A 22,781-nucleotide genomic window follows, 5' to 3' on the forward strand; every position below is an offset into this window, starting at 1 on the left:
ATGCCTCGTCTTCGCCGTAAGAAATCCAGTGATGACCAGGAAAACCACGAACGCTGGCTTTTGACCTACGCCGACATGATCACGCTTTTGTTGGCGTTGTTCATAGTGATGTATTCGATGTCTCAGATAGATGCCAAGCGATTCGGCAAAATGGCCGAGGCGCTCAACGGCATACTCAAAGGTGGGCAGACCATTATCAACCAATCTGGGGAGGACCAGTTCAAGACCGGCCATGGTGTGCTCAAACTGGGCGACCTGCGCATGATCCAGCGTCAGGTTGAGGAGCAGACCGAAGTTAAGGGGCGTTCAGAAGAGGTACTGACCGAAATAACCGAGCGCGGCCTGGTCGTGCATATTGTCGAGTCGGCGGTGTTCCAACCTGGCTCGGCTGACCTGCAACCTGCGGCCATGCAGTTGTTGGACCTGGTCTACGAGACGATCCGAGGTACGCCCAACCACATTCGGGTCGAGGGTCACACTGATGACGCGCAGATAAAGTCGACTCGTTATCCATCCAACTGGGAGCTGTCGGCGGCTCGGGCCACTGAAGTAGTGCGTTACTTCGTAAGCAATTACAATATCGATGAAGGTCGCATCTCGGCGCTTGGCTACGGCGAGTTTCGGCCTATCCGACCCAACAACTCGATTGAGAACCGTGCCCTCAATCGCCGCGTGGATATCGTGGTGCTGACCCGCGAGTTGTCGCAAAAAGAACCGTCCTCGCAATTGTACGGCGAGGCGGATCAATAGCAAAAACTTCCGCCGTCAGGCGGCAATCGTTTCCCATTCAAATAGACAAACGTACCGCGTCGCGTTCACGATTGAGTCGTAACCGCCCGCAATACATGGAAATAGGGAAGAGGCGCCGCTTTTGGCATTAACCTTGCTCAATAGCCATGCGAAGAAAAACGTATGAGTGATTTGCATGGTAAACAAGACAGCTAGTTTCGTGTTCAACCGAGTCGGAGTTCCCAAGTTCGAGAAATACCTCGACCTGGCTTCGTTTCGTCACAAACTGGTCGGCGGCAATGTGGCCAATGTATCGACGCCCGGCTATCGCACCCGCGATATCGACTTCAACGCCGAGTTCGCCCGTTTGACCAAAGAGACCGATAATCTGGCCGGACTGACCACGAACAATGCACACCTACCGCTCGGCTTTCACTCCGAACGACCGCCGGAGCCTGATGAGGTGAAGGTTTCCGAAGGTGAGATGAACTCAGTCGACATCGACAAAGAGATATCGAACCTGGCTCAAAACGAGTTGGTGTTTACCGTTGCGGCCAGACTGCTCAAACAGAAATTTGACGGTCTGCGCAAGGCAATAACGAGCAGATAAAGGAAAACAGATGGCCGGTATACTCAACGCTATCGAGGTATCATCGCAGGGTCTCTCCATTCAGCGTGCCCGGATGAATACCGTGGCCCGCAACATCGCTAACGCCGAAACCACGCGCACCGAAGAAGGCGGGCCCTACCGTCGTCGTCGCGTACTGGTGGAAGAAGAGAAAGTCCGGACCGGATTTCGTAATTTGATCAAACATGCCGGTACCCAGCTTTCGCGCACAAGTAAGAAACATATACCGGCGCACTCGAATTTGGTGACGCGCAATGTTGAAACGCCTACGGTCGACTTCGATGAAGCCGTCGATACCGAGTCGAACTTCAAGATAGTGCATGATCCGTCTCATCCCGATGCCGACGCTGAAGGATACGTCGAGATGCCGGATGTTGAAATTGTTACCGAGATGGTAGACATGATGGCCGCCACGCGTGCCTATGAGGCCAACACGGTGGCTATATCGGCGGCCAAGAAGATGGCCGAGTCTGCAATGGATATCTAAGTTCAGGAAGGAATAGAAAATGCAAGTTAATCCCGTAGGCGTACAGTCCTATCAACAACTCAACCGTCAGGATAAAGCAGCCGGCGGCGCCGACGAGTCCGGTCAATCGACCGAGTCGACCAAAGTAACGATTAATCCGACCGATCAAGCCGGTGAATCTCGCCTGGCCGTGAAAGTTCCGCGCGGCAGTTATGCCGACAATTTGTCCGGAGCCGAGATGCGTGCCCTGGACCTTTTGTTCAATCGTTTTACCGACGCCACCAGGTTCGGTGCCGGCTATGCCGATGATGCCGACAGCGACGTTGCCGAGGCCGGCATGGGTAAAGTAATCGATATGAAAGCATAGGCTTCGGAATGGGCATAGGCATCAACAACACTCAGCGGCTTGTCCCCGGTCTCATCGAGCGTCCCGGCGGCAAAATTGTCGACCTGCCGAAAGATGAAACTGTCAAGCAGGCCAATTTCACCGAGATGCTGAGTGGATTGGTGAATAACGTCAATGAGCTGCACGACGAATCGGGCCGGATTCAACAGGCCTTCCTGGCCGGTGAGCCGGTCGAGTTGCACCAGATCATGATCAAGGCCGAACAGGCCGGTATTGCCACCGACCTGCTTTTGGAGATACGAAACAAGTTAATGACCGCTTACAATGAAATAATGCGCATGCCACTGTAGGCAGCAGGCGTTGAGCCCGGTCGACCACGGATGGTCTAAGCACCGGAACCGATAGGAATGGTTTATGGAGGCTCTGAAAGAATACTTAAAGAACATATCAGGATTTGTCGGCCGCATGTCGCCCAGCCAGGTGATGATGCTTTTGGGTGTCATCACCGGCACACTTGTCGGCGTCGTGTTCCTGGTCGGCTGGCTTAACACCGTCACCTACGAACCACTGTACTCGGACCTTGATGAGGCCGAAGCAGGGGAGGTGGTGGCGTACCTGGGCCAAAACAACATCGACTACCAACTGACCAGTGGTGGACGCACAATCGAGGTGCCGTCATCCGATGTCTATCAGGCCCGAATCGGTCTGGCCACGCAGGGGCTGCCGCGCTCGGGAAGCATCGGGTACTCGCTGTTTGATGAGAACAACCTGGGTATGACCGACTTTCTGCAAAACCTGAACTTCCGGCGTGCGCTGGAAGGTGAGTTGACTCGCACTATTATGCAATTGCGTGAGGTCGACGCCGCCCGCGTGCACATCGTGATTCCCAAGGATCGACTGTTCAAGGAAGATCAGAAGGAAGCCACGGCCTCCGTAGTGTTGAAACTCAGAGGTAGCGGGCTTGGGAAACCACAGGTGGCAGGTATCTCGCACCTGGTGGCATCCTCGGTTGAAGGACTGTCGCCGGACAATATTACGATAGTCGACTACAACGGTAACCTCCTGTCGTCCGGACAACAGAATGACGCTTTGGCCGGTTTGACCGCCTCGCAGATGGAGGTGGGTCAGAATGTTGAGAAGCATTTGGAGTCTAAAGCGCAAACAATGCTTGACGAAGTGTTGGGTGTCAAGAAGTCGGTGGTGAGAGTTACGGCCGAGCTGAATTTCCAGCAGTTGGAACGAACCTCCGAGATATTTGATCCCAACGCACCATCGATTCGTAGCGAACAACGGACCCAGAATTCCGGATCGGTTACCGACCGCAACGAAGAGAACGCCGAGAGCTCAGAAGAGGATGCTCAGGAAACGGTGATCACTAATTATGAACTCAACCGAACCATGGACCATATCGTTAACGCCGTCGGAACGATTGAGCGTTTGTCGGTAGCGGTGTTGGTTGACGGCAACTACTCTGAAGTGGAAAACGCAGACGGTGTTGTGGAGACTGTTTACGAACCGCGTTCACCAGAAGAACTGGACCGTCTTGAGGCGATCGTCAAGAACGCTATCGGATATGACTCCGAACGCAACGATCAGGTTGAAATGTTGAATCTATCTTTTGACCGCAAGAATCTCGATACCGACCGTGAGGCACTCGATGCCATGTACGTTCGAGAATTCTATCTGGAGATTGCCAAGAAAGTTGGATACGTTCTGTTGATAGCCTTCCTGCTTTTATATCTGAAGAAAAAGTCCCGGAAGCTCTTTGGCGCCCTGTCGGGATTAATGCCACCGCCACCGCCGCCGCGCACCCAGGCGGTGACCCCGGAGCCGGTGGAGGAAGAGCCGATAGAGATAATTCCGGAAACACGAAAACCGAGGCTGGTCGATAAGATGCAGGAGACAGCCAAGAAGGAACCGGAAGAGATTGCCAAAGTCATCAAAACCATGATGATTGAGTAGACCGACTATGAACTACGAAGATATGCAACCGATGCAAAAAGCCGCTGTGGCTTTGGTCGCATTTGGTCCCGAAGTATCGGCCCTGGTGCTCAAAGGTATGTCCGAACAAGACCTCGAAAGGATCACCGTTGAGATTGCCAACCTGCGCGACGTGCCCGCAGAGATCGAAGAAAAAGTGATCAGTGAATGTCATCAGATTTTTATGGCGCGCCACTACATCTCACAGGGTGGTGTTGACTTTGCCCGCAGCATACTGGAAAAAGCTGTCGGAACCGGCAAGGCCAAGGAAATTATGCACCGGCTGGAGTCGACCATCAAGTCAAGTGGCTTTTCACTGTTGAAAGACATCGATCCCAAACAGCTGACGGGTTTCCTGCAAAACGAACATCCGCAGACTATCGCTTTGATTCTGACTCAGTTGACTTCGCAACATGCCGCTGCCGTATTGGCCGAGTTGTCACCGGAGTTACAGGGTGAAGTGTCCTTCCGGATCGCCACCATGGAAAAGATCGCACCGGATATTTTGCGCGAAATCGAGCAGACGCTGGAAGGTCACTTTGAACAGTCGGCCGGTGGTGAGATGTCGACATCCGGCGGCGCGAAAGCACTTGCCGAAATCCTCAACCTTATCGATACCTCGGCTGAGAAGAACGTCCTGCAGTCTATGGAAGCGGGAGACCCCGACCTGGCCGCGGAAATCAAAAACATGATGTTCGTGTTCGACGATATCGTTCTGCTGGATGATCGTTCGGTGCAGAGGCTGCTTAAGGAAGTTGAGACCAAGGACCTGTCGCTGGCCCTCAAGGCCGCTTCGGACGAAGTCAAGGCCAAGATCTTCTCGAATGTCTCCGAGCGTGTCTCGGTGATGATCAAAGAAGAGATGGAGTTCATGGGTCCTACACGTCTCTCCGATGTGGAAGCGGCTCAGACGCGCATCGTAGAAGCCATCCGTCGACTGGAGGAAGAAGGCCAGATCATCATCTCCGGTCGTGGCGGCAAAGAGGATGTCATTGTCTAAAATAATCCGCCAAGTTCAGAAGGCGCCGGTCGTGTACATCGGCGAGAAACATCTTGATCGTGACAAGGAAATCCTGGCCGAACGAAAGCTGGGAGAGCTTCTTCCTGAAGTGGTGGTGCTTACCGACCCCGACGGAGCCAAGTTAATCCCGGTGCAGGAAGTCGACAAAGTAGAGCGCTATCTGAACGATCGGGTGCAGAAGGCAACTCAAATCAGTCTTCAGGACGGACAGAAGGCCGGGTACGACCGAGGATTGAATGAGGGCCTGGCCAAAGCAAGCGAAGTGTTGAATCAACTCGATGCGGCAATCAAGGATGCCGTCAACCAACGCGAATCGCTTCTTCTTGAAGCCAAGCAAAAGATACTCGATTTGGTCATACAGATCAGCCGAAAAGTAACATACGACGCGGTCAAGGCAGACCCGGAACTCACCCTGGGGATGATCAGTGGAGTCATCGACAGTTTGGTGGATCGTTCCCGCCTCAAGATCAAGGTCCATCCGGATCATCTGCCGATCATCGAGCAAAACATAGAGTCCTTTCTCAAAGGCTCTACCACCATCAAGGAAATCTCTATCGAATCCGATCCTCGCGTTCGCTACGGCGGCTGTTTCATCGAAACACCGACCGGCGACATCGATGCTCGTTTGGAATCTCAATTTGAAGTCATAGAAGAGACCATACTTGCCGGCGAGGAAAGGTTGTGACGCACGTTGCCTACGATGTTTATGCAGAACGGATAGCAGCGGCCTCTCCGGTTAGACACTTCGGTAAAGTAACCAAGGTGATCGGTCTGGTAATTGAATCGGCCGGGCCGGCGGTGTCGGTGGGTCGTTTGTGCCACATTGAAAACTATGATACCGGGAGCCGAATCAAAGCCGAGGTGGTTGGATTTCGTGATGACCGGATTTTGCTGATGCCGTTGGGGCCTATCTCGGGTATCACCCCGGGCGCAATTGTCACCTCCACTTTCGAACAACTGCGCATCCCGGTGGGAGATCAACTTATCGGTCGCATACTGGGCGGGTTGGGTCAGCCGATTGATGACAACGGTCCGCTGATAAGCACCATGATGAGACCAATCCACGCTGAGCCAATTCCCGCCTTGAAACGCCGTCGCATAGAAGAACCATTGCGCACAGGTATCCGGTCCATGGACATGACCTGCGCCGTGGGCAAAGGTCAGCGCATGGGTATATTCTCCGGTTCCGGCGTCGGGAAGTCTGTCCTTTTGGGCATGATGGCGCGGGGATCATCGGCCGATGTCAACGTCATCGCGCTGGTGGGCGAGAGGGGCCGCGAAGTGCGCGAGTTTATCGAACGCGATCTCGGCGAGGAAGGGATGAAGAACACGGTGGTCGTTGCTGTGACTTCGGATCAACCATCGCTCATCCGGGTCAAAGGCGCCATGGTTGCAACAACTATCGCCGAGCACTTCCGTGACCAGGGTCGCGATGTCATGCTCTTGATGGATTCGCTTACGCGCATAGCCATGGCCCAACGAGAGATCGGAATCGCGGTGGGGGAACCTCCGACAACCAAAGGTTACACTCCTTCGGTGTTTGCTCTATTGCCGAAACTTCTGGAGCGGGCCGGACAGAGCGAAAAAGGGTCTGTGACCGGGATCTACACGGTATTGGTCGAGGGAGATGATTTCAACGAGCCGGTATCCGACGCCGTCCGTTCAATTTTGGACGGGCATGTCTCTCTGTCGCGACGGCTGGCATCGCGCAACCAGTTTCCCGCGGTGGATGTGCCCGATTCGATCAGCCGTTTGGCCAAGGATGTCACCACCGACTCAGAACAGGCGCTGGCCGGGGAGGTGCGGGAGTTGTTGTCGGTATATCGTGAAGCCGAAGACCTGATCAACATAGGCGCCTACGTCAAAGGGTCCAACCCCGGAATCGATCGCGCTATCGATAAGCATGAGCCACTGAACAATTTCTTCCGTCAGGCAATCATGGAACTGGCCGATCATGCACAATCGGTACAGAGACTCAAAGAAATACTCGCTGACTGACGCGGGGCACCGCCATGAAGAAATTCAAGTACCGCCTTCAGGCTCTCTTGAGGGTCAAAGAACATATCGAGAAAGAGCGTCAAAAGGTTCACGCCGTAGCCGTGCAAAAGGTGCATCAACAGACAGACGAACTTGATCGAATTCATGACTCCCGCCAGGAAAACCTGTCTTCACAGCGTCGGCAGATGACACAACATGTTTCGGTGGCCGAGATGCTCGTCTACTCGCGTTACCTGACCCGTCTCAAACGAGAACAGTTGGCCGGGACGGAACTGTTGAATGTTTTGAAGGGTGAGGCGGAAGAGAAGCGAGTCGAACTGGTAGCTGCTGCCAAAGACCGACGGGTTCTTGAAAAACTCAAAGAAAAACAATCGACCAAGCACCATGCCGAGATCGATCAGGCGATGACGAAAGAAAACGACGAGATAGCTCTAATCTGTCATCGCCGCAAAGAAGAGGGTTGAGTTTCTGGCAGGTGCAGTCAGGCGACTCGCCTGGTGGCAAGCCACTCTTTCGCGCTTCGCGCGCACTGCCCAGATTATTGCCTGGTAGGTCAAGATTCCAGTGATTCTCACAGCTTGGCGGGTTCACGCCGCGGCGCGCAGGCGAAGACGGACCCGCGCTACAATCGCTTGATAGAGTCACAACTCGCAAAGCGCAAGAGGGCCGTTTAAGGCTGAATTATCACCCCGCTGCTAGTAGCAAGGCGGGGGAGGGGGGCCGCTCTGGAACATGAAGTCTACCAGATATACCAGATCACTGATATCAATCACTTCGAGCGGATCGGCGTCGAGATTGGCTTCGCCGATGCAGACCGGTCCGGGACCACTGAGGAACATGAAATCAATCAAGTATACCAAGTCGGAAATGTCGACGATGTCGTCGGGGCTGTTGTCGATGTTGCCCCGATCACCCAGGCAACATCCACCGGCCTGAATGTCCAGGTATCCACTGATTACTTGTGGGGCGAAAGGCTCGTGGAAGTCGTCGGAGAATACTGTGCCGTACTCAACCTGGGGGGCTGTCAACGTGGCCGTATCTACCGTAACCAATTGGGGGTCGATGGTTGACAGGTAACCGAAGTGTATAGTGCCCAGTAGTCCTTCGCCGGGCGGGACCAGATTCTCAAAAGCGATAAAATAAACCGACAGCCCGGAGTCAATCGGCGCCCAACCGGTTGCAGAGTATCCGGCCAGCCGACCCCCGACGAATGAAAAGGAATCGACTGTCACGTCCGGTGAATCCCAACCGATCGTCACCTCGATGCCCGACAATGGTTCATCGTTGACGAAGGTGATCGGCAATTCGCCACTACCACCGGCGAAAGCAGTCGATGTGTCAATCCTGAGCGTGTCTGGTACGCCCGGGTCTTCGGCATATACCGTTCCGATGGTTAGATTCAGCCCTAACGCTATGGCGGCGATGGCAAGGTAAGATTTCATTCTGTCACACATGCTAATTCCTTTGTCCTTATACTATCTGTCCTGTAGCAAAAACAATGCAAATTAGCAAGAATTCGATATGTATTAGTACTCGCGTAAGTAGTTGTACCGGTGCTTACTCGGTTCTCTGCAAATATACGCAAAATCGGCTTTTCTGGCAACGGTTTTCTGGCTTCAGAAGACTGCAAGAGGCTTCATAATCTGAGCCTTTTGTGGTGTCGTGGGCGCCTGTTTTGGTGCGCCGTGGTTCAATTATCCATCAATCCTGCCGATGCATCTATTATGGCTACTAAGAACCCAATCCGTCAGGTCGGTCGGTGCGCCTATATCAAGGCCTGCTACCTGGCCGAAGAATTGAAGTGTTTTGGTTACAAGACCGATTGCCCGTTGTACCAGAAATCCAACGGCGAATACTTCGATGAGGGCAGGTTCAATACTGCTATGGACAAGCTAATCAACAAGACAATCGCCAAGTACGAAGTGCCATAGGCAAGCCGGGTGGCAAGCCACCTCAATTGCGCTTCGCGGTGATAAATCACTTTTTGGCGCTTCGCGCGCCCCTTCTGTCATCCCGGACTTGATCCGGGATCCATCTTTGTTAACATGACCAATTTTTGGTATGCTACACGCGGACCATGGGTTACGAACAATTGGGTTCGTTTTGGGTACTTTCAAGTTTGCATATTATCATCTCCCCCTATTTTGCGTGGACACACGCGCCATTACAGACTTATCCAGTCTACCTGTGAGACTGGTATTTTGCGCGAGATCGATAGGGTTTTTGTCATGCTGGACTTGATCCAGCACCCAGGTGATAAATCACTTTTTGGCGCTTCGCGCGCTTGTAACCATATTCTGAGCACCAATGAACGTCACCCTGAGCGGTGGGTGGCTCATTCTGTTCTCCGCCCCAAACAAGGTTTGAGACGGCCACCCAGTCGAAGAAAGAAGATTCATGCTTTGACTCCGCTCGGGGTGAGGTTGTGGCGGGGAGCAAAGGGGGCCTGACCTGCGAAGATTGTCGAAACCTGCCTTCGGCAGTCCTTCGGACCAGGGGTTTCGACCTACAAGACTGACCTACGGATGAAAATCTCGCCCCTCGACTCCGCTCGGGGTGAGGCTGTGTCAGGACCGCTGGAAACCCGGGGCAAACCCACGGGTCACCCATCGACACAAATGGCAGGTCTCTAAGAGAAGAGAGACCTGCCCTACAAGAGAAGATGGACCCCGGCCTTCGCCGGGGTGACAGATCAGAGACGCGGGTCTCGCAATGACGACTGGATTCTGGCCTCCGCCAGAATGACAGAGCGAAGAGGTCCATTGTCGCCTAGGCACCCTCCTCACCCTTCGACTGCGCTCAGGGTGACATGAGCAGGGCGCGAAGCGCATAAAGCCATTTATGGCCGGAAAAATACTCCAAACGTCAAGAGTAAACCGTTCCCGGTTATAGCGCGTGAGCAGCAGGGGAGACCTTGGCGCGCAGGTCCAAGCGCCTACCATTCAGCAGTTTATCCACGTAAGGCAGGTTTGGCATGGAGGCTGCTAATAGGAGGACGGAGAAATATATGATTAAAGGACTTTTTACATCCGCCTCCGGCATGGTGCCTCACATCAAGAGGCAGGAAGTGTCGGCCAACAATATCGCCAACGCCGGGACACCTGGGTTCAAAAAAGACATGGTCTTCACCCAGGAGATGTCGCGCGCTCAGAAGAAATTCGTGCCGCGTCGATCCGACTGGGAACAACCGATGATCGAAGATGTCTACACCGATTACGCTCCCGGTAACATGGATAAGACCGGAAACACCCTTGATCTGGCTATCGAAGGAGATGGTTTCTTCGTGCTTGAAGCTCCTGATGGAACCAGGTTGCTGACCCGTTCCGGCAGCTTCAACGTCGACGCCGATGGCTTCCTTGTGTTTTCCGACGGCTTCAAAGTTCTCGGCGAGGGCGGACCCATCGAAGTCGGCGACGGTCTGGTGTCGGTCGCTCAGACCGGTGAGATTCAGTCCGACGGCGCAATCGTGGGTCGGATAGTGCCCGGCGCTGTGACCGATATCAGCCAGTTGCAGAAGATCGGTGATTCACTCTTTGCGCTTCCCGAGGGCACCGAGTTGATCGCGGTTGAACGATTCAACATCAGGCAGGGGTTTATCGAAACATCCAATGTCGATATCGTCCGTGAGATGATCGACATGATGGTATCGTTCCGCGCCTATGAAGCCAACTCGAAGGCTGTCCGTTCTCAGGATGAGTCGTTGGGGCATCTGTTCCAGCGGGTCGGCGGCAGTGGATAGATAAATAGTAAACAAAGGAGTCGAGAATGATAAAAGCGATGCGCACCGCAGCCTCCGGCATGGTCTCGCAGCAGATGAATGTCGACAACATCGCCAACAACCTGGCCAACATGAATACAACCGGTTTCAAGAAAAGCCGCATTGAATTTCAGGACGTTCTTTACCAAAAGTATCGCCGCGCCGGAATGGCTTCGGCAGTTGGCAGCAGGGTACCGGCCGAATTGGCCATCGGCTACGGCACCAAACCGGTTGCGACCGTGCGTCAGTACAGCGTAGGTGATTTGATGCAGACCGGCAACCCGCTGGATTTGGCCATTACCGGCTCCGGCTTCTTTCAGTTGCAGCATCCCGACGGCGGTACCGTCTACACCCGTGACGGCGGTTTCAAACTATCCGCCGATGGCCGCTTGGTCAATAGCGATGGATACATACTGCTTCCCGAAATAAGCATTCCCGAAGATGCTACCTCGATAGCCATCGGCAAAGACGGCTCTATCCAGGTGATGCAGGTTGGATCGGACACACCTACTGAAGTCGGTCAGTTGGAGCTGGCTCGTTTCATTAATCCGGCCGGTCTCTCAGCCATAGGTCGCAACATGCTTGAGCTGACTTCGGCTTCGGGCGATCCGATTACCGATATAGCCGCGCAGAACGGCATGGGGGAGATCGACCAGGGATACCTCGAGATGTCCAACGTCAAAGTGGTCGATGAGATGGTCAACATGATTGTCGCCCAGCGTGCTTACGAAATGAACTCGAAGGCTATCCAGACGGCCGATGATATGGCCTCGATCGCCAATAGCCTCAAGAGATAGATGAACATGAAAAAGTCACTAACCACATTGTTTGCCTGCCTGATTCTGATGTTCATAGTGTCGTCAGTGTCGGCTTTGGACGCGGATGAAACTATCCGGACAAAGTTTGCGGCCATGTACGGACTGGATACAGCCACGTACACGATAGATATCCTGTCCAACAATCTAAAGAGCGCCGATGTAAGCGCTGAGCAACTGACGCTCAGGCCGCTGTCGCAGAAGGAGCCGCTGGGGCTTTTTTCGATGATGGCCGATGTGAAAAACGAGGGCGAATTGTTGGAGAGTGCGCAGATTAGGCTGAAGATCAGAAAGTTCGCTGATGTCTTGGTGTTGCTGGACAATGTGCGTCGCTCCAAGAGTATCGCACCCGAGCAACTGCTTCTGAAGCGCATGGAAGTCACCAATCTCAGGCAGCGTCCACTGGTTGAACTGTCCGAACTTGAGGGGGTACGCGCCGGTCGCAATCTGAAGCGCGGCGCTATTCTGACAGCCGATGATCTGGAGCTTATTCCGGATGTGGAAAACGGTCGCGACGTGTCTATCGTTTATACCGAAGGGATGTGTCGAATCTCAGCCGATGGACGCGCGCTGCAGGCCGGCCTGGCCGGTGACTATATCAAGGTCAAAAACAAATCGTCGGGCAAAATCATTTTGGCCCGGGTGGTCGATGCGACCGCTGTTGCCGTCGATCCGTAACCTTATGTGATCATGGAGAGAACTGAAATGAACTATCGGAAGGTTCTGTTGATACTCGCGGTTTTGTTGCTTCTCCCGTTTGCGCTCAAGCTGCGCGCAGAGGACTTTGGGAGAAACCAATCTTTGTTCACCGACATTAAGGCTCATGCTGTCGGTGACATACTGACAGTACACATTTTCGAACAAAGCCGCGCTTCATCGCAGGTTGAAACCAAGAACGAAAAGAGCGCCAACTACTCGACCCAGGGCGGTCCCGGAATCGGTCCTCTTGATTTTGTGCCTTTGTTTGGAGTCAATGCCGACGCCAAAACCACGCACGACGGAAAAGGGGAGAACCTGCGCAACGGAAGTTTGCGGGCCAAGATGTCGGTGACGGTTATTGGCCTGAAGCCGAACGGCGATCTCATTATTGAAGGCTCCCGCACCGTCGGCATCTCCGGCGATCGTGAGGTGCTTACTCTTACCGGCGTGGTGCGTTCCAAAGACGTCACGGCCGAGAATACTGTGCCATCGCATCTGATTGCCGATGCAGAGATACATTACACCGGAAAGGGACCGTCCAGCACGGCCGCCCGGCCCGGTTTCGTCACCCGTTTTATCAACTGGCTTTTCTAGGAGGAATCCATGTTGACTGCATTATATGCGCGACTGGCGACGCCCACAGGATTGGTGATGGTGCTGGTGATTATTATGAGTTTTTGGCAACCGGCCGAAGGGGCCAAAGTGCGTATCAAGGATATCTCGGCCTTTCAGAATACGCAGGAGGTCGATCTGATCGGCTACGGTCTGATTATCGGTCTGGACGGCACCGGCGATGGTAGCGGCACACAGTTTACTATTCGCTCGCTGACCAATATGATGGAGCGGATGGGGCTCACTGTCGACGCCCGCAAGGTGAAAGTGAAAAACGTGGCGGCAGTGATGATCTCCGGGCGGATATCGGGCCACCAGACCGAAGGGACATATTTTGATGTCACCGTATCATCGGTCGGCGACGCCTCTTCGCTACAGGGTGGAACTCTCCTGATGACTCCACTGACCTCGTCCGACGGTACCGTGTACGCAGTTGCCCAGGGTCCGGTCTCTATCGGTGGTTTTAATGTCCAGGTGGATGACGGCAACAAGATCGTGAATAACTACACCCTGGTGGGACGGATTCCCAATGGGGGGAAGATAACCAAACCGGTGGAGGCAGAACCACAACTTAAACGTGAGTTCTTCCTGTCATTGCACAATCCGGATTTCACCACCTCAAGCAGGATTGCCGAACGCATCAACATCAAGTACGGGCTGACGTCGGTAGCCGTCGACGCCGGCACGGTTAAGGTGATGATTCCGGACTCGCTGTCTTATCCTTCACTTCGTGCAACCTTCGTTTCGGACATCGGACTCCTGCAAGTGGTGCCCGACAACACGGCCCGTGTTGTGATCAACGAAAAGACCGGCACGATAGTAGCCGGGCGACATGTGACCATCGAACCGGTAGCCATCGCGCACGGCACGATCACCGTCAATATCGAATCTTCGCCGGTGATCTCACAACCGGAGCCGTTCTCCTCAGGTGAGACGATTGTGACACAGTCACCGCGGCTGGGCGTCGATGACCAAAAAGCGCGCGTTGTTCATCTGAAGGGGGCGGTTTACCTGTCACAGGTGGCCAAGGCGCTGAACAAGATCGGCGCTACGCCGCGCGATATCATATCGATTTTCCAGGCCCTCAAACAAGCGGGAGCACTACGTGCCGACTTAGTGATTCTCTGATGAGTGCGATTAGTCCCAAAGTTGCCCTGACCGACTTTCCGTCGACCGGTATCGAGCGGCTCAAGGGCGTACAAGCCAAAGGGGTCGAGGCCGAGAAGGCTCGACTGCGCAAAGCGACCAAGGAATTTGAGTCGTTTTTCAACTACTACATGTTGAAAACGATGCGTAAGACTATCCCCAAGGGTGAGTCCGGTCAGGGGCTTCTGTCCAGTGACAATAGCAAAGACATTTTTTCAGATATTTTCGATAATGAACTGGCCCGTATGATGTCGGGCGGACGCAATGGTTCCATCGCCGACATGTTGTACGCGTCGATGGAAAAACTAATCGATGCGGGTTACACTCAGGCGGAGAAAAAGCTGCCGATCAAAGATCTTGGCGCGGTAAGGCCGTCGATGGATCTCGGTCAACCGACGTTTCGGAAGATATCCGGCGACCCTTCACCGGCCAAACTGAAACACGAAAAATCAGAACCGATATCACTGAATCGTAGGCCGACCGAGGGCGCTCGTTCTACAGATGAGATAATGCGGAAATACGGTCGTCACATTGAACAGGCGGCTCGGGTTCACGCGCTGGACCCGGCTCTACTGGCCTCGGTCATTCGAGCCGAGTCCAATGGAGATGCCAACGCCGTTTCCCCGGCGGGAGCCAAAGGACTTATGCAGTTGATAGACTCAACCGCCGCCGACCAGGGTGTCAAGCGTGTCTTTGACCCGGGCGAGAATATATCGGGCGGAGCGCGATACCTGAGGCAATTGTTGGATCGCTTTGGCGACACAAAACTCGCCTTAGCCGCTTACAATGCGGGTCCCGGCAACGTAATTAAATACAGAGGGGTACCGCCATTTGAAGAAACGCGGTCGTATGTAACCAAAGTTCTGGACAGTCTCCAGACAATGCGTGACCGCGCACCTTCACACGATACTAAAGCGCCAAATCAAACTGTCGATAAGATAGATACACAGAAACCGTGAGCAATTGGATATGATAAATCGGTTGATTGACATTATTGGCAGGGAAGCCTCCCTCTTCGAATCTTTTCTCACACTGTTTGAGAAGCAACAGGACATGCTGGTGACAAACGACGCCGACGGTCTGCACGAAGTCACCGAGCGGTTGCGCGAGAAAGTCATCGAAAGTCGCCAGCTGAACAAACAGCGCGAAGAGTTGGTCGAACGAATCAGACTCGATAACCAGATCGAGGGTGACTTGAATGTGACCCGACTGCTTGAGATAGTAGACGACGAGCAGGCCACGCAGTTGATTCGTTTGCGCGAATTGATCACGAGCCTCAACGATAAGATTGCCACCACGCGCAACCAGAATGCGGTGCTGCTGAATCAGTCGCGTGAGTATATCAACAAGATGATGGGCATGCTGTCAAAACTGAGCCATCCGGAACCGGCCTATAGTTCGACCGGCAGCGGCGACCAACAAGCATATAATGTGGCGCTGGACAGGAGAGCCTGATGCCGGGACTATTTCAAGGACTTGAGCTGGGCAAACGGGCGCTGTTGACCCACCAGTTGTCGCTTCAGACAACCGGCCACAATATAGCCAATGTCAACACCCCGGGCTATCGCCGCCAACGTGTTGGTGTGAAGACGACAATCCCGGAATTGCAAACATACGGTTCCATCGGCACCGGAATCAAAGCAACCGATGTCAGACATATTCGTGACCTCTTTCTCGGTAACCAGTTTCGGCAGAATAGTAAGTCGCTGGGCCAGTGGTCTTATAATTCCAAGACATTGTCGCAAGTGGAAGCGCTTTTCAACGAGCCGGGTGACAATACTCTGGGGAACCTGATCACAGAGTTTTGGAATGGATGGTCGGAACTGTCGGTCACGGCGGGCAATATCAACTTCAGAGAAAACGTGCTTTCCGATGCCAACAAGCTGGTCAACGGCCTGCATGACATGGCCCGGCAATTGACCGATCTTCAGGACTCGGTTGACCGCGACATGGTAAACCTCACGGCCGATGTGAATCGACTGTCGACGGAGATCGCCCGGCTCAATCATGAAATCGAAAGATCGGAACTCGATGGTGTGGTGGCCAACGATTTGCGTGACAGCCGCGATCTGCTGATAGACAACCTTTCGGTGATTGTCGACGTGAATACTTCCCAGAATGAAGATGGTGATATGATTGTGTATATCGGTGCGATGGCTTTGGTCGATGGCGACAAGGCGCTGTCTATCGGTACCGAAACGGTTAATGAAAACGGGTCAGTCAAGCACAACCTGGTTTGGGAGGGAACCAAGATATCTTTCAAGAATCTCAACGGCCAGATCAAGGGTCTTTTGGATTCTCGGGACAAAATAATCCCGGACTATCTTTCCCGGCTCGACGACATCGCCAAAACATTAGTCGACGAGGTGAACGCCTTGCACACTACCGGTTACGGTTTGAACAATTACACCGGTTATGAGTTTTTTGACAGCCGTTTCACGACGGCCGCTACTATTCAGATCAATCAGGAGGTGGCTACCGATCCCGAGAAGATCGCGGCAGCCACGCAGATGGATTCGCAGAGCGACAACACCATGGCTTTAGCCATCTTCGATCTGAGCGATCAACTCCTTATGAAAGATAATTCGATGACCATAAACGACTTCTACAACAGCCTGGTAGGGACACTGGGTGTTGAGACTCATGAAGCGGGGTCGTTTACGGACAACTATGAAATCCTCGGACAACAGATCCACAACGCTCGCCAGTCGGTGGAGGGTGTGTCGTTGGACGAGGAGATGGCCAACATGATAAAGTTTCAACACGCGTATGACGCAGCCGCCCGTGTGATCACCACCGTCGACCAGGCGCTGGATACGGTCATTAATCGCATGGGAATCGTCGGACGCTAAACAAGGACGTTGTTGCCGGTGAACGGCAGCACCACGGAGGGTTGAGTGTTAATACTAACAAGGAAGTTAGGAGAATCCATCACCATCGGTGATGATATCAAAGTTTCGGTCCTGGGTATACACGGACGCCAGGTCAGACTGGGTATCGACGCGCCGAGTGAAGTGGTGGTGCATCGCGAGGAAGTCTATGTCAAGATTCAGGCGGAGAACCGTCGGGCTTCCAAGTCGATCAAGAGTGATCTGCTCGGTATGATGAGTGCGATCAAGGGAAAAATCAGAGGTAAAGAGGCGGACAATGTCAAGACGCCCAGGATTGACTACAAATCGGTCAATCGCCAGAAGCGAAGACCTCGCAAACCCGGAGGATCCGGCAAGTCTGCTGATTCATAGGCAGTCCGGCTGAGGAGCAATACAGTGCGTGTATCTAACAATATGCTGGCCGACCGAGTGGTATTCAATATGCAACGTTCACTCAGGCGGTTTTTTGAGTTGCAGACTCAGATGTCGACGGGGCGACGGATCAACAAACCGTCGGACGACCCGCTGGGCACGTTGAGGGACCTGGACTATCGTAAAGAACTGGCCAGGATCGAACAGTATCGCTCCAATGTCGATACCGGTCTCAACTGGCAGGCCAATTACGACAGCGCTCTGGCCGACCTGGGTACCAAGATGTCGGATGCCTATGTACTTGCCGATGCTATGGGCAACGACACCATGGATGCCGGGGAACGTGAAGCCGCTGCTATCCAGATCGATGATATCATAGAGAGCTTTCTCCAAATCGCCAACAGTGATCTCGGCAACGAGAGTATTTTCGCCGGATTCAAGACCGACAGGAATGCTTTCGATTCTTACTCCGACGGGATTGTCTACCGTGGTGACTACGGGCAAATCGAATTTGATATCGAATCGTCCTCCCGCTTGCAGGTCAACCTGATCGGGGCCGACGTATTCCTCAGAGATTTGAGTATCCTGGGCGCCGATGCCGACTTGAACATAGGGATTCTGGGCGGCAGCCTGCTCACCTCGATGAACAACGGCAACGGTGTCGACCTGACGACCGGCGGCACACCCGGTACGATAGTCCTGAGCGACCGCAACCTGGGCATTGATTCCACCATCGATATCTCGGCGGCTGTAACCATCGACGATGTCATCAACACGATCAACGCCCAACTGACAGCCGACGGTATCAATGACGTCACGGCGACGCTCGGGCCCAACAACAACGAGATTATGTTCGATACTACCGCCTCCGGAGAAATCAGCGCTGTCACATCGTTGGGCGTGATAAACGACGGGCACGGAATGGATATGCAGCCCGGCAAGCTGGTTGTTTCAGACGGCGGCGGCATAAGTGTCGAAGTGGATTTGTCGTCAGCGGCCACGATCGGTGACGTGATTACTCAATTCAACGCCGCCATGGCTGCTGCAGCGCCGCCTGAGATGGCCAACGTTTCTATCGGATTGAATGCCACCAACACCGGACTTGAAATCACGGACGCCAATGGGGTCCCGTTGGGTTTGACTATCTCGGAGTTTGATACGACAGACAGTACCGCCGCCGATCTTGGTATCGCCGGTGCGATTGATCCTGTTCTCACCGGTAGAGACTTGAACCCCTCGGTCAGTTTTGAAATCACCGAGACGACCGGCACAACCGCCGCCGACCTGGGAATATTGGGAACCTTCTTCAACGATTTTTCAGGGGCTGATCTTGACCCGATCTTGCTGGCCACGACCAATCTGAGCCAACTCAACAACAACAACAGTTTTGCGGGAAATGAAATCGTGATTCATCACGGCGAGGCCACCCGTACTATCGATCTGTCCGATCCGGCTCTGGTTACGGTTCAAGACCTTCTCGATGCCGTCAACAATTCCGGGCTGGATATTATAGCCTCGATTAATGCTGACGCGAGGGGGATTCAGATCGCCAACAACGACCCTACTCGGTCGCTGGTTATCGAGGATAGCGACGGCGGCCGGCTCACCAAGGATATGGGCATCTATGGTTCCAGCGACATGGTGGGGTCGCTTATTGCGCTGTCCAACGCTTTGCACAGCAATGACGCCGACGGGATCAGGTCTCTCATTGGCAATATGACCGACTCGATCAGCCAACTCCTGAACAGCAGAGCCAAGGCCGGCGCCCGGGCCATGAGGCTTGAGTCTACGGCCTCGCGTCTTCAGGACTCGGAGATCGGCTACACCCAGCTTCTGGCCAATGTGGAAGATGCGGACATGAGCAAGCTAATAACGGACCTTGCCACATTCGAGAACAATTATCAGGCTTCGCTTATGGCCGTGGCCAAGATTATACAGCCAAGCCTGTTGAACTTTTTGCAATAGGCTCAATCAAGGATAGGATTTATGATTATTGACAGTGTCAGATTCGGTCGGTTGGAGATTCCCGACGACAAAGTCATCACCATGCAGCGACCAATTCTCGGTTTCGAACACCTTGCGCAGTTCTGTTTGATACAACGCGAGGAGATGGCCCCGTTTCATTGGCTCCATTCCACGAAAGATCCATCGGTCGCGTTTATCGTACTCAATCCGGCGATCTTTTTCGAGGATTATCGCATTGAGGTCAACCCGAAGGAAATCGCCGAGCTGGAGATCGATGACTTGAAGTCGGTCGAGACCTATGCAATCGTAACCGTGCCTGAAGACCCCAAAGAAACGTCCGTGAACCTTCAGGGTCCTATTCTGATCAACACCGAAAACGGTTTCGCCAAGCAACTGGTCTTGGTCAACTCGGACTACCGAGTGAAGCATCTGATTGCCGATGAGTTGGCATTCGATGATGTCGCGATCACCCCGGAACAGGAATTGGTCGAGATCTAGCGGCGACAGGCAGGGAACGGGACCGGCAGGACTCGCGCCGGTTTCGTGACGAAATGCCGGTACGATTCGCTCTCGCTCCGTCAGACTATGTCCAAAGCAAAAAAGAAAAAGGCTTCGGGTGCCAAGAAGAGACCGGCCGGTAAGCAACGGCGTACTATCGTTAAGGGTCAAGTCGGTAAACCTTTGGACAGTCTCCTGACAGCCGTCCGCACCCATCCCGACGACATTGCGGCTCGACTGGAACTGGCCGAGTATTACCTTAACAACAATCAAACTCAGAACATCGTGGCGGCGATTGAAGGTCTGCAAAAGTGGTATCCATTTGCCGATCGCAGACAGCGGGGAAGATACAATTTCCTGGCAGGTTTCGGTCATTTACATCACAAGAATCTGGTGGCAGCGGAGAAAGCGGGCCGGCGGGGGCTCAAGGAATTCCCACAGGCGCTGGACTTTGTTTATCTGCTGACCGAGGTGCATCTTTGCATGCGTGAGTATGACAATGCTATTGAGTACGCATCAATGTTCATTGAACAGTGCGAGAAGGCCGGGGGAGAGCTTTCAGGCGCTGATTATTGCACCAAGGCCGGCCAGGTAGCGTGCGTGTATGACTTCCTCGGGACTGCTTACAGAGAGACCGGGCAATCAGAACAGGCCGAAAAGAACTATCGCCGGGCCATAGAATCAGACGGCGGAGACCACTTGCCCTACCTGAACCTGGTCAGATTGCTCAAGGCCAAAGGAAACACCGAGAAAGCAGAAAGCATAGTCGATCAGGGGATGTCTGCTTGTCGGCAAGTGTTGGAGTTGCGCATGTTGAAATCGTCGTTCAGAAAACGGGCGACTATCTCCGCCTGTCTGATGGTCAAGAACGAGGAAGAACTGCTGCCCGGCTGTCTTGAGTCCGTTCGCGACTGGGTCGACGAGATCATTGTGGTCGACACCGGTTCGACAGATAGAACAGTTGAGATTGCAGACTCCTATGGCGCTGTAATCCACCACCAAGCCTGGGAAGGGGATTTTTCAAAACACCGCAATTACACCCTGGAATTGGCCACATCGGACTGGGTGTTTATCATCGATGCCGACGAGCGTTTTGATACCAGGGACGTTCCTGTGCTGCTGGAGTTGATCGGCAGTGGTGAGCACAGTATTATCTCTATCGGAGTGTTCAATGGTTTCAAAGGCGCTAACCACACGGTCACTTTCACCAACTCGGTGCGTTCCTGGCGCCGCGAGCTCGACCTGCGATACGAGGGGATCGTGCACAATGTTCTGAAGATTCCTGATGACGTTCTGATATGTCGAGCGCCGATCAAAATGGAACATCTTGGCTATGATCTTTCGCCTGAGAAGCTGGAGGCCAAATTTGATCGGACGATGGAACTCCTTCACAAGCAAGTTGCGTCCAAGCCCGACGACGGATTTGCCTGGTTTAACATAGCCCAGGCTCTTCGCGGTCGGCTTGATAAGCCTGATCCGGAACTCAGACGGCAAGCGATCGGCGCAGCCGAGAAGGCGGTAGAATACAACAAATCCGATATACCCACCGAGTTTCCTCAGCACATAATGGCGCTCAACCATGTTGCCGCTATCAGTTTTATCGAGGGGAAACTCGAACGGGCCGAAGACTATGCCAGGCGTGCTCTACGGCTCAAACCGGACTACCTGGATCCACTGATGCTGCTGGGCATGATCTGCAATCGGCAGGAGCATTACCAGCAGGCCATCGACGCATATCAGACTTATCTTGATTCGCAGGCGCTCTTTTCGGAGCACGAGGAAGCTTCATCCATGATCCTCTACTATTCGGATTCTCGTGACGCCGCTCTGTATGGAATGGGGCAAGCCGCTTTTGCTCTCGGCGATCCACAAGAAGCCCAGAAATACTACCGAAGGGTGCTTGAGCAAACACCTGACTACGCCGACACGGCCCTGCAACTGGGTAACCTTTACCTGGTGGAAAGCCGACTATCCGAGGCCTGCGAACAGTTCCGGAATCAGTTAGATGGGTCCAATCCGCTGGCCATGGCTGCGGCCGGCTTGGGCTACATCAGTGTCTTGCAGGGGGACACCCAGGAAGCGCTCCGACGGTATCAACAGGCTGTCGATCTGGAGCCGGACAACCCGGTGGTCCTCGGCAACTGCGGTGTTTTTTACCGAGAGATCAATGAGCCGGACAGGGCCATCGAGTACATTGAAAAATCGCTGGCCATAAACAGCGACCAGGTTGTCCTTAAGCGCCACCTGGGTGAGTTGCGTTTCTCTGCAGGCTTGTATGCAGAGGCTGCCGAGCATTTTCGACAAGTCCTGGTCTCGGTCGGGGATGACCCGGAGATTCTCAGCGAACTGGGTAACTGTTGTTTCAGAATGAATGACTTCAAGGCTGCCGAAAAACACTACCATAAGGCAACTCAATGCCCTGAGCCGCCATCGTTTGTGTTTCGCAATCTCGCCTTAGCATTAGCCGGGCAGGGCAAGAACGAAGAGGCGGTGAAACCGCTGTTGACCTACACAGCGATGGAGCGTGAGGATATGGGGGCGGTTTGTCTCTTGGGGGATATCTACTTCGAGCTCGGCAGGCACCAGATGGCCCTTGAGCGGTATGAGAAGTTTCTGACTGCCTGTCCTCACGATGTGCTCGGAGTCTACAAGCTCTCGGAGTGCTATCGTGTTATGGGACATGGGGATTCGGCAGTTTTGGGGTTTCGGCGGGCGCTTGAATTGGACCCGGAGTTTACCCCTGCGCGGGAAAAATTGACAAGTTTGACCGCCTCGGTAGCAACTTAGACTTTCGGGCCGGGCTGAGAGGGGGAAATTCCTTCGAGAAAAGTGGCAAACTGTTGGAGAAATCCCATAAAGTTGTTCAAGCATTTGCCGAT

23 protein-coding genes and 1 pseudogene are annotated in these 22,781 nt (G+C 53.7%); 23 read left to right on the forward strand and 1 reads right to left on the reverse strand.

All coding sequences use genetic code 11. The annotated features are described in order from the left end of the window. The 10 genes from OEV49_16225 to fliJ all read left to right on the forward strand — a co-directional run bounded on the left by OEV49_16225 (position 1) and on the right by fliJ (position 7,632). On the forward strand, positions 1–750 hold the full coding sequence (locus OEV49_16225; GenBank protein ID MDH3892613.1) for an OmpA family protein: 750 nt from the start codon (positions 1–3) through the stop codon (positions 748–750). 175 nt (positions 751–925) lie between these two features. Then, positions 926–1,339: a flagellar basal body rod protein FlgB gene (gene flgB, locus OEV49_16230; protein ID MDH3892614.1), complete on the forward strand. Its 414-nt coding sequence runs from the start codon at positions 926–928 to the stop codon at positions 1,337–1,339. A gap of 10 nt (positions 1,340–1,349) precedes the next feature. Next, a complete protein-coding gene (gene flgC, locus OEV49_16235) occupies positions 1,350–1,844 on the forward strand; it encodes a flagellar basal body rod protein FlgC (GenBank protein ID MDH3892615.1) in 495 nt (164 codons plus the stop codon). A gap of 19 nt (positions 1,845–1,863) precedes the next feature. Continuing rightward, positions 1,864–2,190: a hypothetical protein gene (locus OEV49_16240; GenBank protein MDH3892616.1), complete on the forward strand. Its 327-nt coding sequence runs from the start codon at positions 1,864–1,866 to the stop codon at positions 2,188–2,190. A gap of 8 nt (positions 2,191–2,198) precedes the next feature. Further along, complete coding sequence (gene fliE, locus OEV49_16245) at positions 2,199–2,519, forward strand: flagellar hook-basal body complex protein FliE (GenBank protein MDH3892617.1); 321 nt, start codon at positions 2,199–2,201, stop codon at positions 2,517–2,519. 64 nt (positions 2,520–2,583) lie between these two features. Further along, positions 2,584–4,131, forward strand: a complete 1,548-nt coding sequence (fliF, locus tag OEV49_16250; protein ID MDH3892618.1) for a flagellar basal-body MS-ring/collar protein FliF — start codon at positions 2,584–2,586, stop codon at positions 4,129–4,131. A gap of 7 nt (positions 4,132–4,138) precedes the next feature. Beyond that, complete coding sequence (gene fliG, locus OEV49_16255) at positions 4,139–5,149, forward strand: flagellar motor switch protein FliG (protein ID MDH3892619.1); 1,011 nt, start codon at positions 4,139–4,141, stop codon at positions 5,147–5,149. Further along, positions 5,142–5,855, forward strand: a complete 714-nt coding sequence (locus OEV49_16260; protein ID MDH3892620.1) for a FliH/SctL family protein — start codon at positions 5,142–5,144, stop codon at positions 5,853–5,855. The genes fliG and OEV49_16260 overlap by 8 nt, the downstream gene beginning before the upstream one ends. Beyond that, positions 5,852–7,168 (forward strand): FliI/YscN family ATPase, encoded by a 1,317-nt coding sequence (locus OEV49_16265; GenBank protein ID MDH3892621.1) that lies wholly within the window; start codon positions 5,852–5,854, stop codon positions 7,166–7,168. Before OEV49_16260 ends, OEV49_16265 begins: the two co-directional genes overlap by 4 nt. A gap of 14 nt (positions 7,169–7,182) precedes the next feature. Next, the gene (gene fliJ / locus OEV49_16270; protein ID MDH3892622.1) at positions 7,183–7,632 is read left to right on the forward strand and encodes a flagellar export protein FliJ; all 450 of its coding nucleotides are present in this window, start codon (positions 7,183–7,185) and stop codon (positions 7,630–7,632) included. A 231-nt stretch (positions 7,633–7,863) separates the two neighbouring features. Here fliJ and OEV49_16275 read toward each other — a convergent pair whose 3' ends face one another. Beyond that, positions 7,864–8,610 (reverse strand): hypothetical protein, encoded by a 747-nt coding sequence (locus OEV49_16275; protein ID MDH3892623.1) that lies wholly within the window; start codon positions 8,608–8,610, stop codon positions 7,864–7,866. A 282-nt stretch (positions 8,611–8,892) separates the two neighbouring features. Here OEV49_16275 and OEV49_16280 point away from each other — a divergent pair, with 282 nt between their 5' ends. The 13 genes and pseudogenes from OEV49_16280 to OEV49_16340 all read left to right on the forward strand — a co-directional run bounded on the left by OEV49_16280 (position 8,893) and on the right by OEV49_16340 (position 22,689). Next, entirely contained in the window at positions 8,893–9,099 is a 207-nt protein-coding gene (locus OEV49_16280) for a hypothetical protein (protein MDH3892624.1), read from the forward strand. A 1,076-nt stretch (positions 9,100–10,175) separates the two neighbouring features. Then, positions 10,176–10,907: a flagellar basal-body rod protein FlgF gene (flgF, locus tag OEV49_16285; protein MDH3892625.1), complete on the forward strand. Its 732-nt coding sequence runs from the start codon at positions 10,176–10,178 to the stop codon at positions 10,905–10,907. A 26-nt stretch (positions 10,908–10,933) separates the two neighbouring features. Next, positions 10,934–11,722 carry a flagellar basal-body rod protein FlgG gene (gene flgG / locus OEV49_16290; GenBank protein MDH3892626.1) on the forward strand — a complete coding sequence of 263 codons (789 nt, stop codon included), beginning with the start codon at positions 10,934–10,936 and terminating at the stop codon, positions 11,720–11,722. A gap of 6 nt (positions 11,723–11,728) precedes the next feature. Further along, a complete protein-coding gene (gene flgA, locus OEV49_16295; protein ID MDH3892627.1) occupies positions 11,729–12,418 on the forward strand; it encodes a flagellar basal body P-ring formation chaperone FlgA in 690 nt (229 codons plus the stop codon). Between the two features lie 27 nt (positions 12,419–12,445). Further along, the gene (locus OEV49_16300; GenBank protein ID MDH3892628.1) at positions 12,446–13,033 is read left to right on the forward strand and encodes a flagellar basal body L-ring protein FlgH; all 588 of its coding nucleotides are present in this window, start codon (positions 12,446–12,448) and stop codon (positions 13,031–13,033) included. 9 nt (positions 13,034–13,042) lie between these two features. Beyond that, positions 13,043–14,179, forward strand: coding sequence for a flagellar basal body P-ring protein FlgI (locus OEV49_16305; protein ID MDH3892629.1), 1,137 nt, complete (start codon positions 13,043–13,045; stop codon positions 14,177–14,179). Next, positions 14,179–15,156, forward strand: a complete 978-nt coding sequence (locus tag OEV49_16310; protein MDH3892630.1) for a transglycosylase SLT domain-containing protein — start codon at positions 14,179–14,181, stop codon at positions 15,154–15,156. The genes OEV49_16305 and OEV49_16310 overlap by 1 nt, the downstream gene beginning before the upstream one ends. Before the next feature lie 10 nt (positions 15,157–15,166). Further along, positions 15,167–15,652: a flagellar protein FlgN gene (locus tag OEV49_16315; GenBank protein ID MDH3892631.1), complete on the forward strand. Its 486-nt coding sequence runs from the start codon at positions 15,167–15,169 to the stop codon at positions 15,650–15,652. Continuing rightward, positions 15,652–17,049, forward strand: coding sequence for a flagellar hook-associated protein FlgK (flgK, locus tag OEV49_16320; protein MDH3892632.1), 1,398 nt, complete (start codon positions 15,652–15,654; stop codon positions 17,047–17,049). Before OEV49_16315 ends, flgK begins: the two co-directional genes overlap by 1 nt. A 45-nt stretch (positions 17,050–17,094) precedes the next feature. Next, positions 17,095–17,277 (forward strand): annotated as a pseudogene (gene csrA / locus OEV49_16325) (carbon storage regulator CsrA). A gap of 186 nt (positions 17,278–17,463) precedes the next feature. Continuing rightward, a complete protein-coding gene (flgL, locus tag OEV49_16330; protein MDH3892633.1) occupies positions 17,464–19,404 on the forward strand; it encodes a flagellar hook-associated protein FlgL in 1,941 nt (646 codons plus the stop codon). A 21-nt stretch (positions 19,405–19,425) separates the two neighbouring features. Beyond that, positions 19,426–19,902, forward strand: coding sequence for a flagellar assembly protein FliW (gene fliW / locus OEV49_16335; GenBank protein ID MDH3892634.1), 477 nt, complete (start codon positions 19,426–19,428; stop codon positions 19,900–19,902). 87 nt (positions 19,903–19,989) lie between these two features. Further along, positions 19,990–22,689, forward strand: coding sequence for a tetratricopeptide repeat protein (locus tag OEV49_16340; GenBank protein MDH3892635.1), 2,700 nt, complete (start codon positions 19,990–19,992; stop codon positions 22,687–22,689). Positions 22,690–22,781: the final 92 nt, after the last annotated feature.

Source organism: Candidatus Zixiibacteriota bacterium (genome assembly GCA_029860345.1).
GTDB lineage: Bacteria > Zixibacteria > MSB-5A5 > GN15 > FEB-12 > JAJRTA01.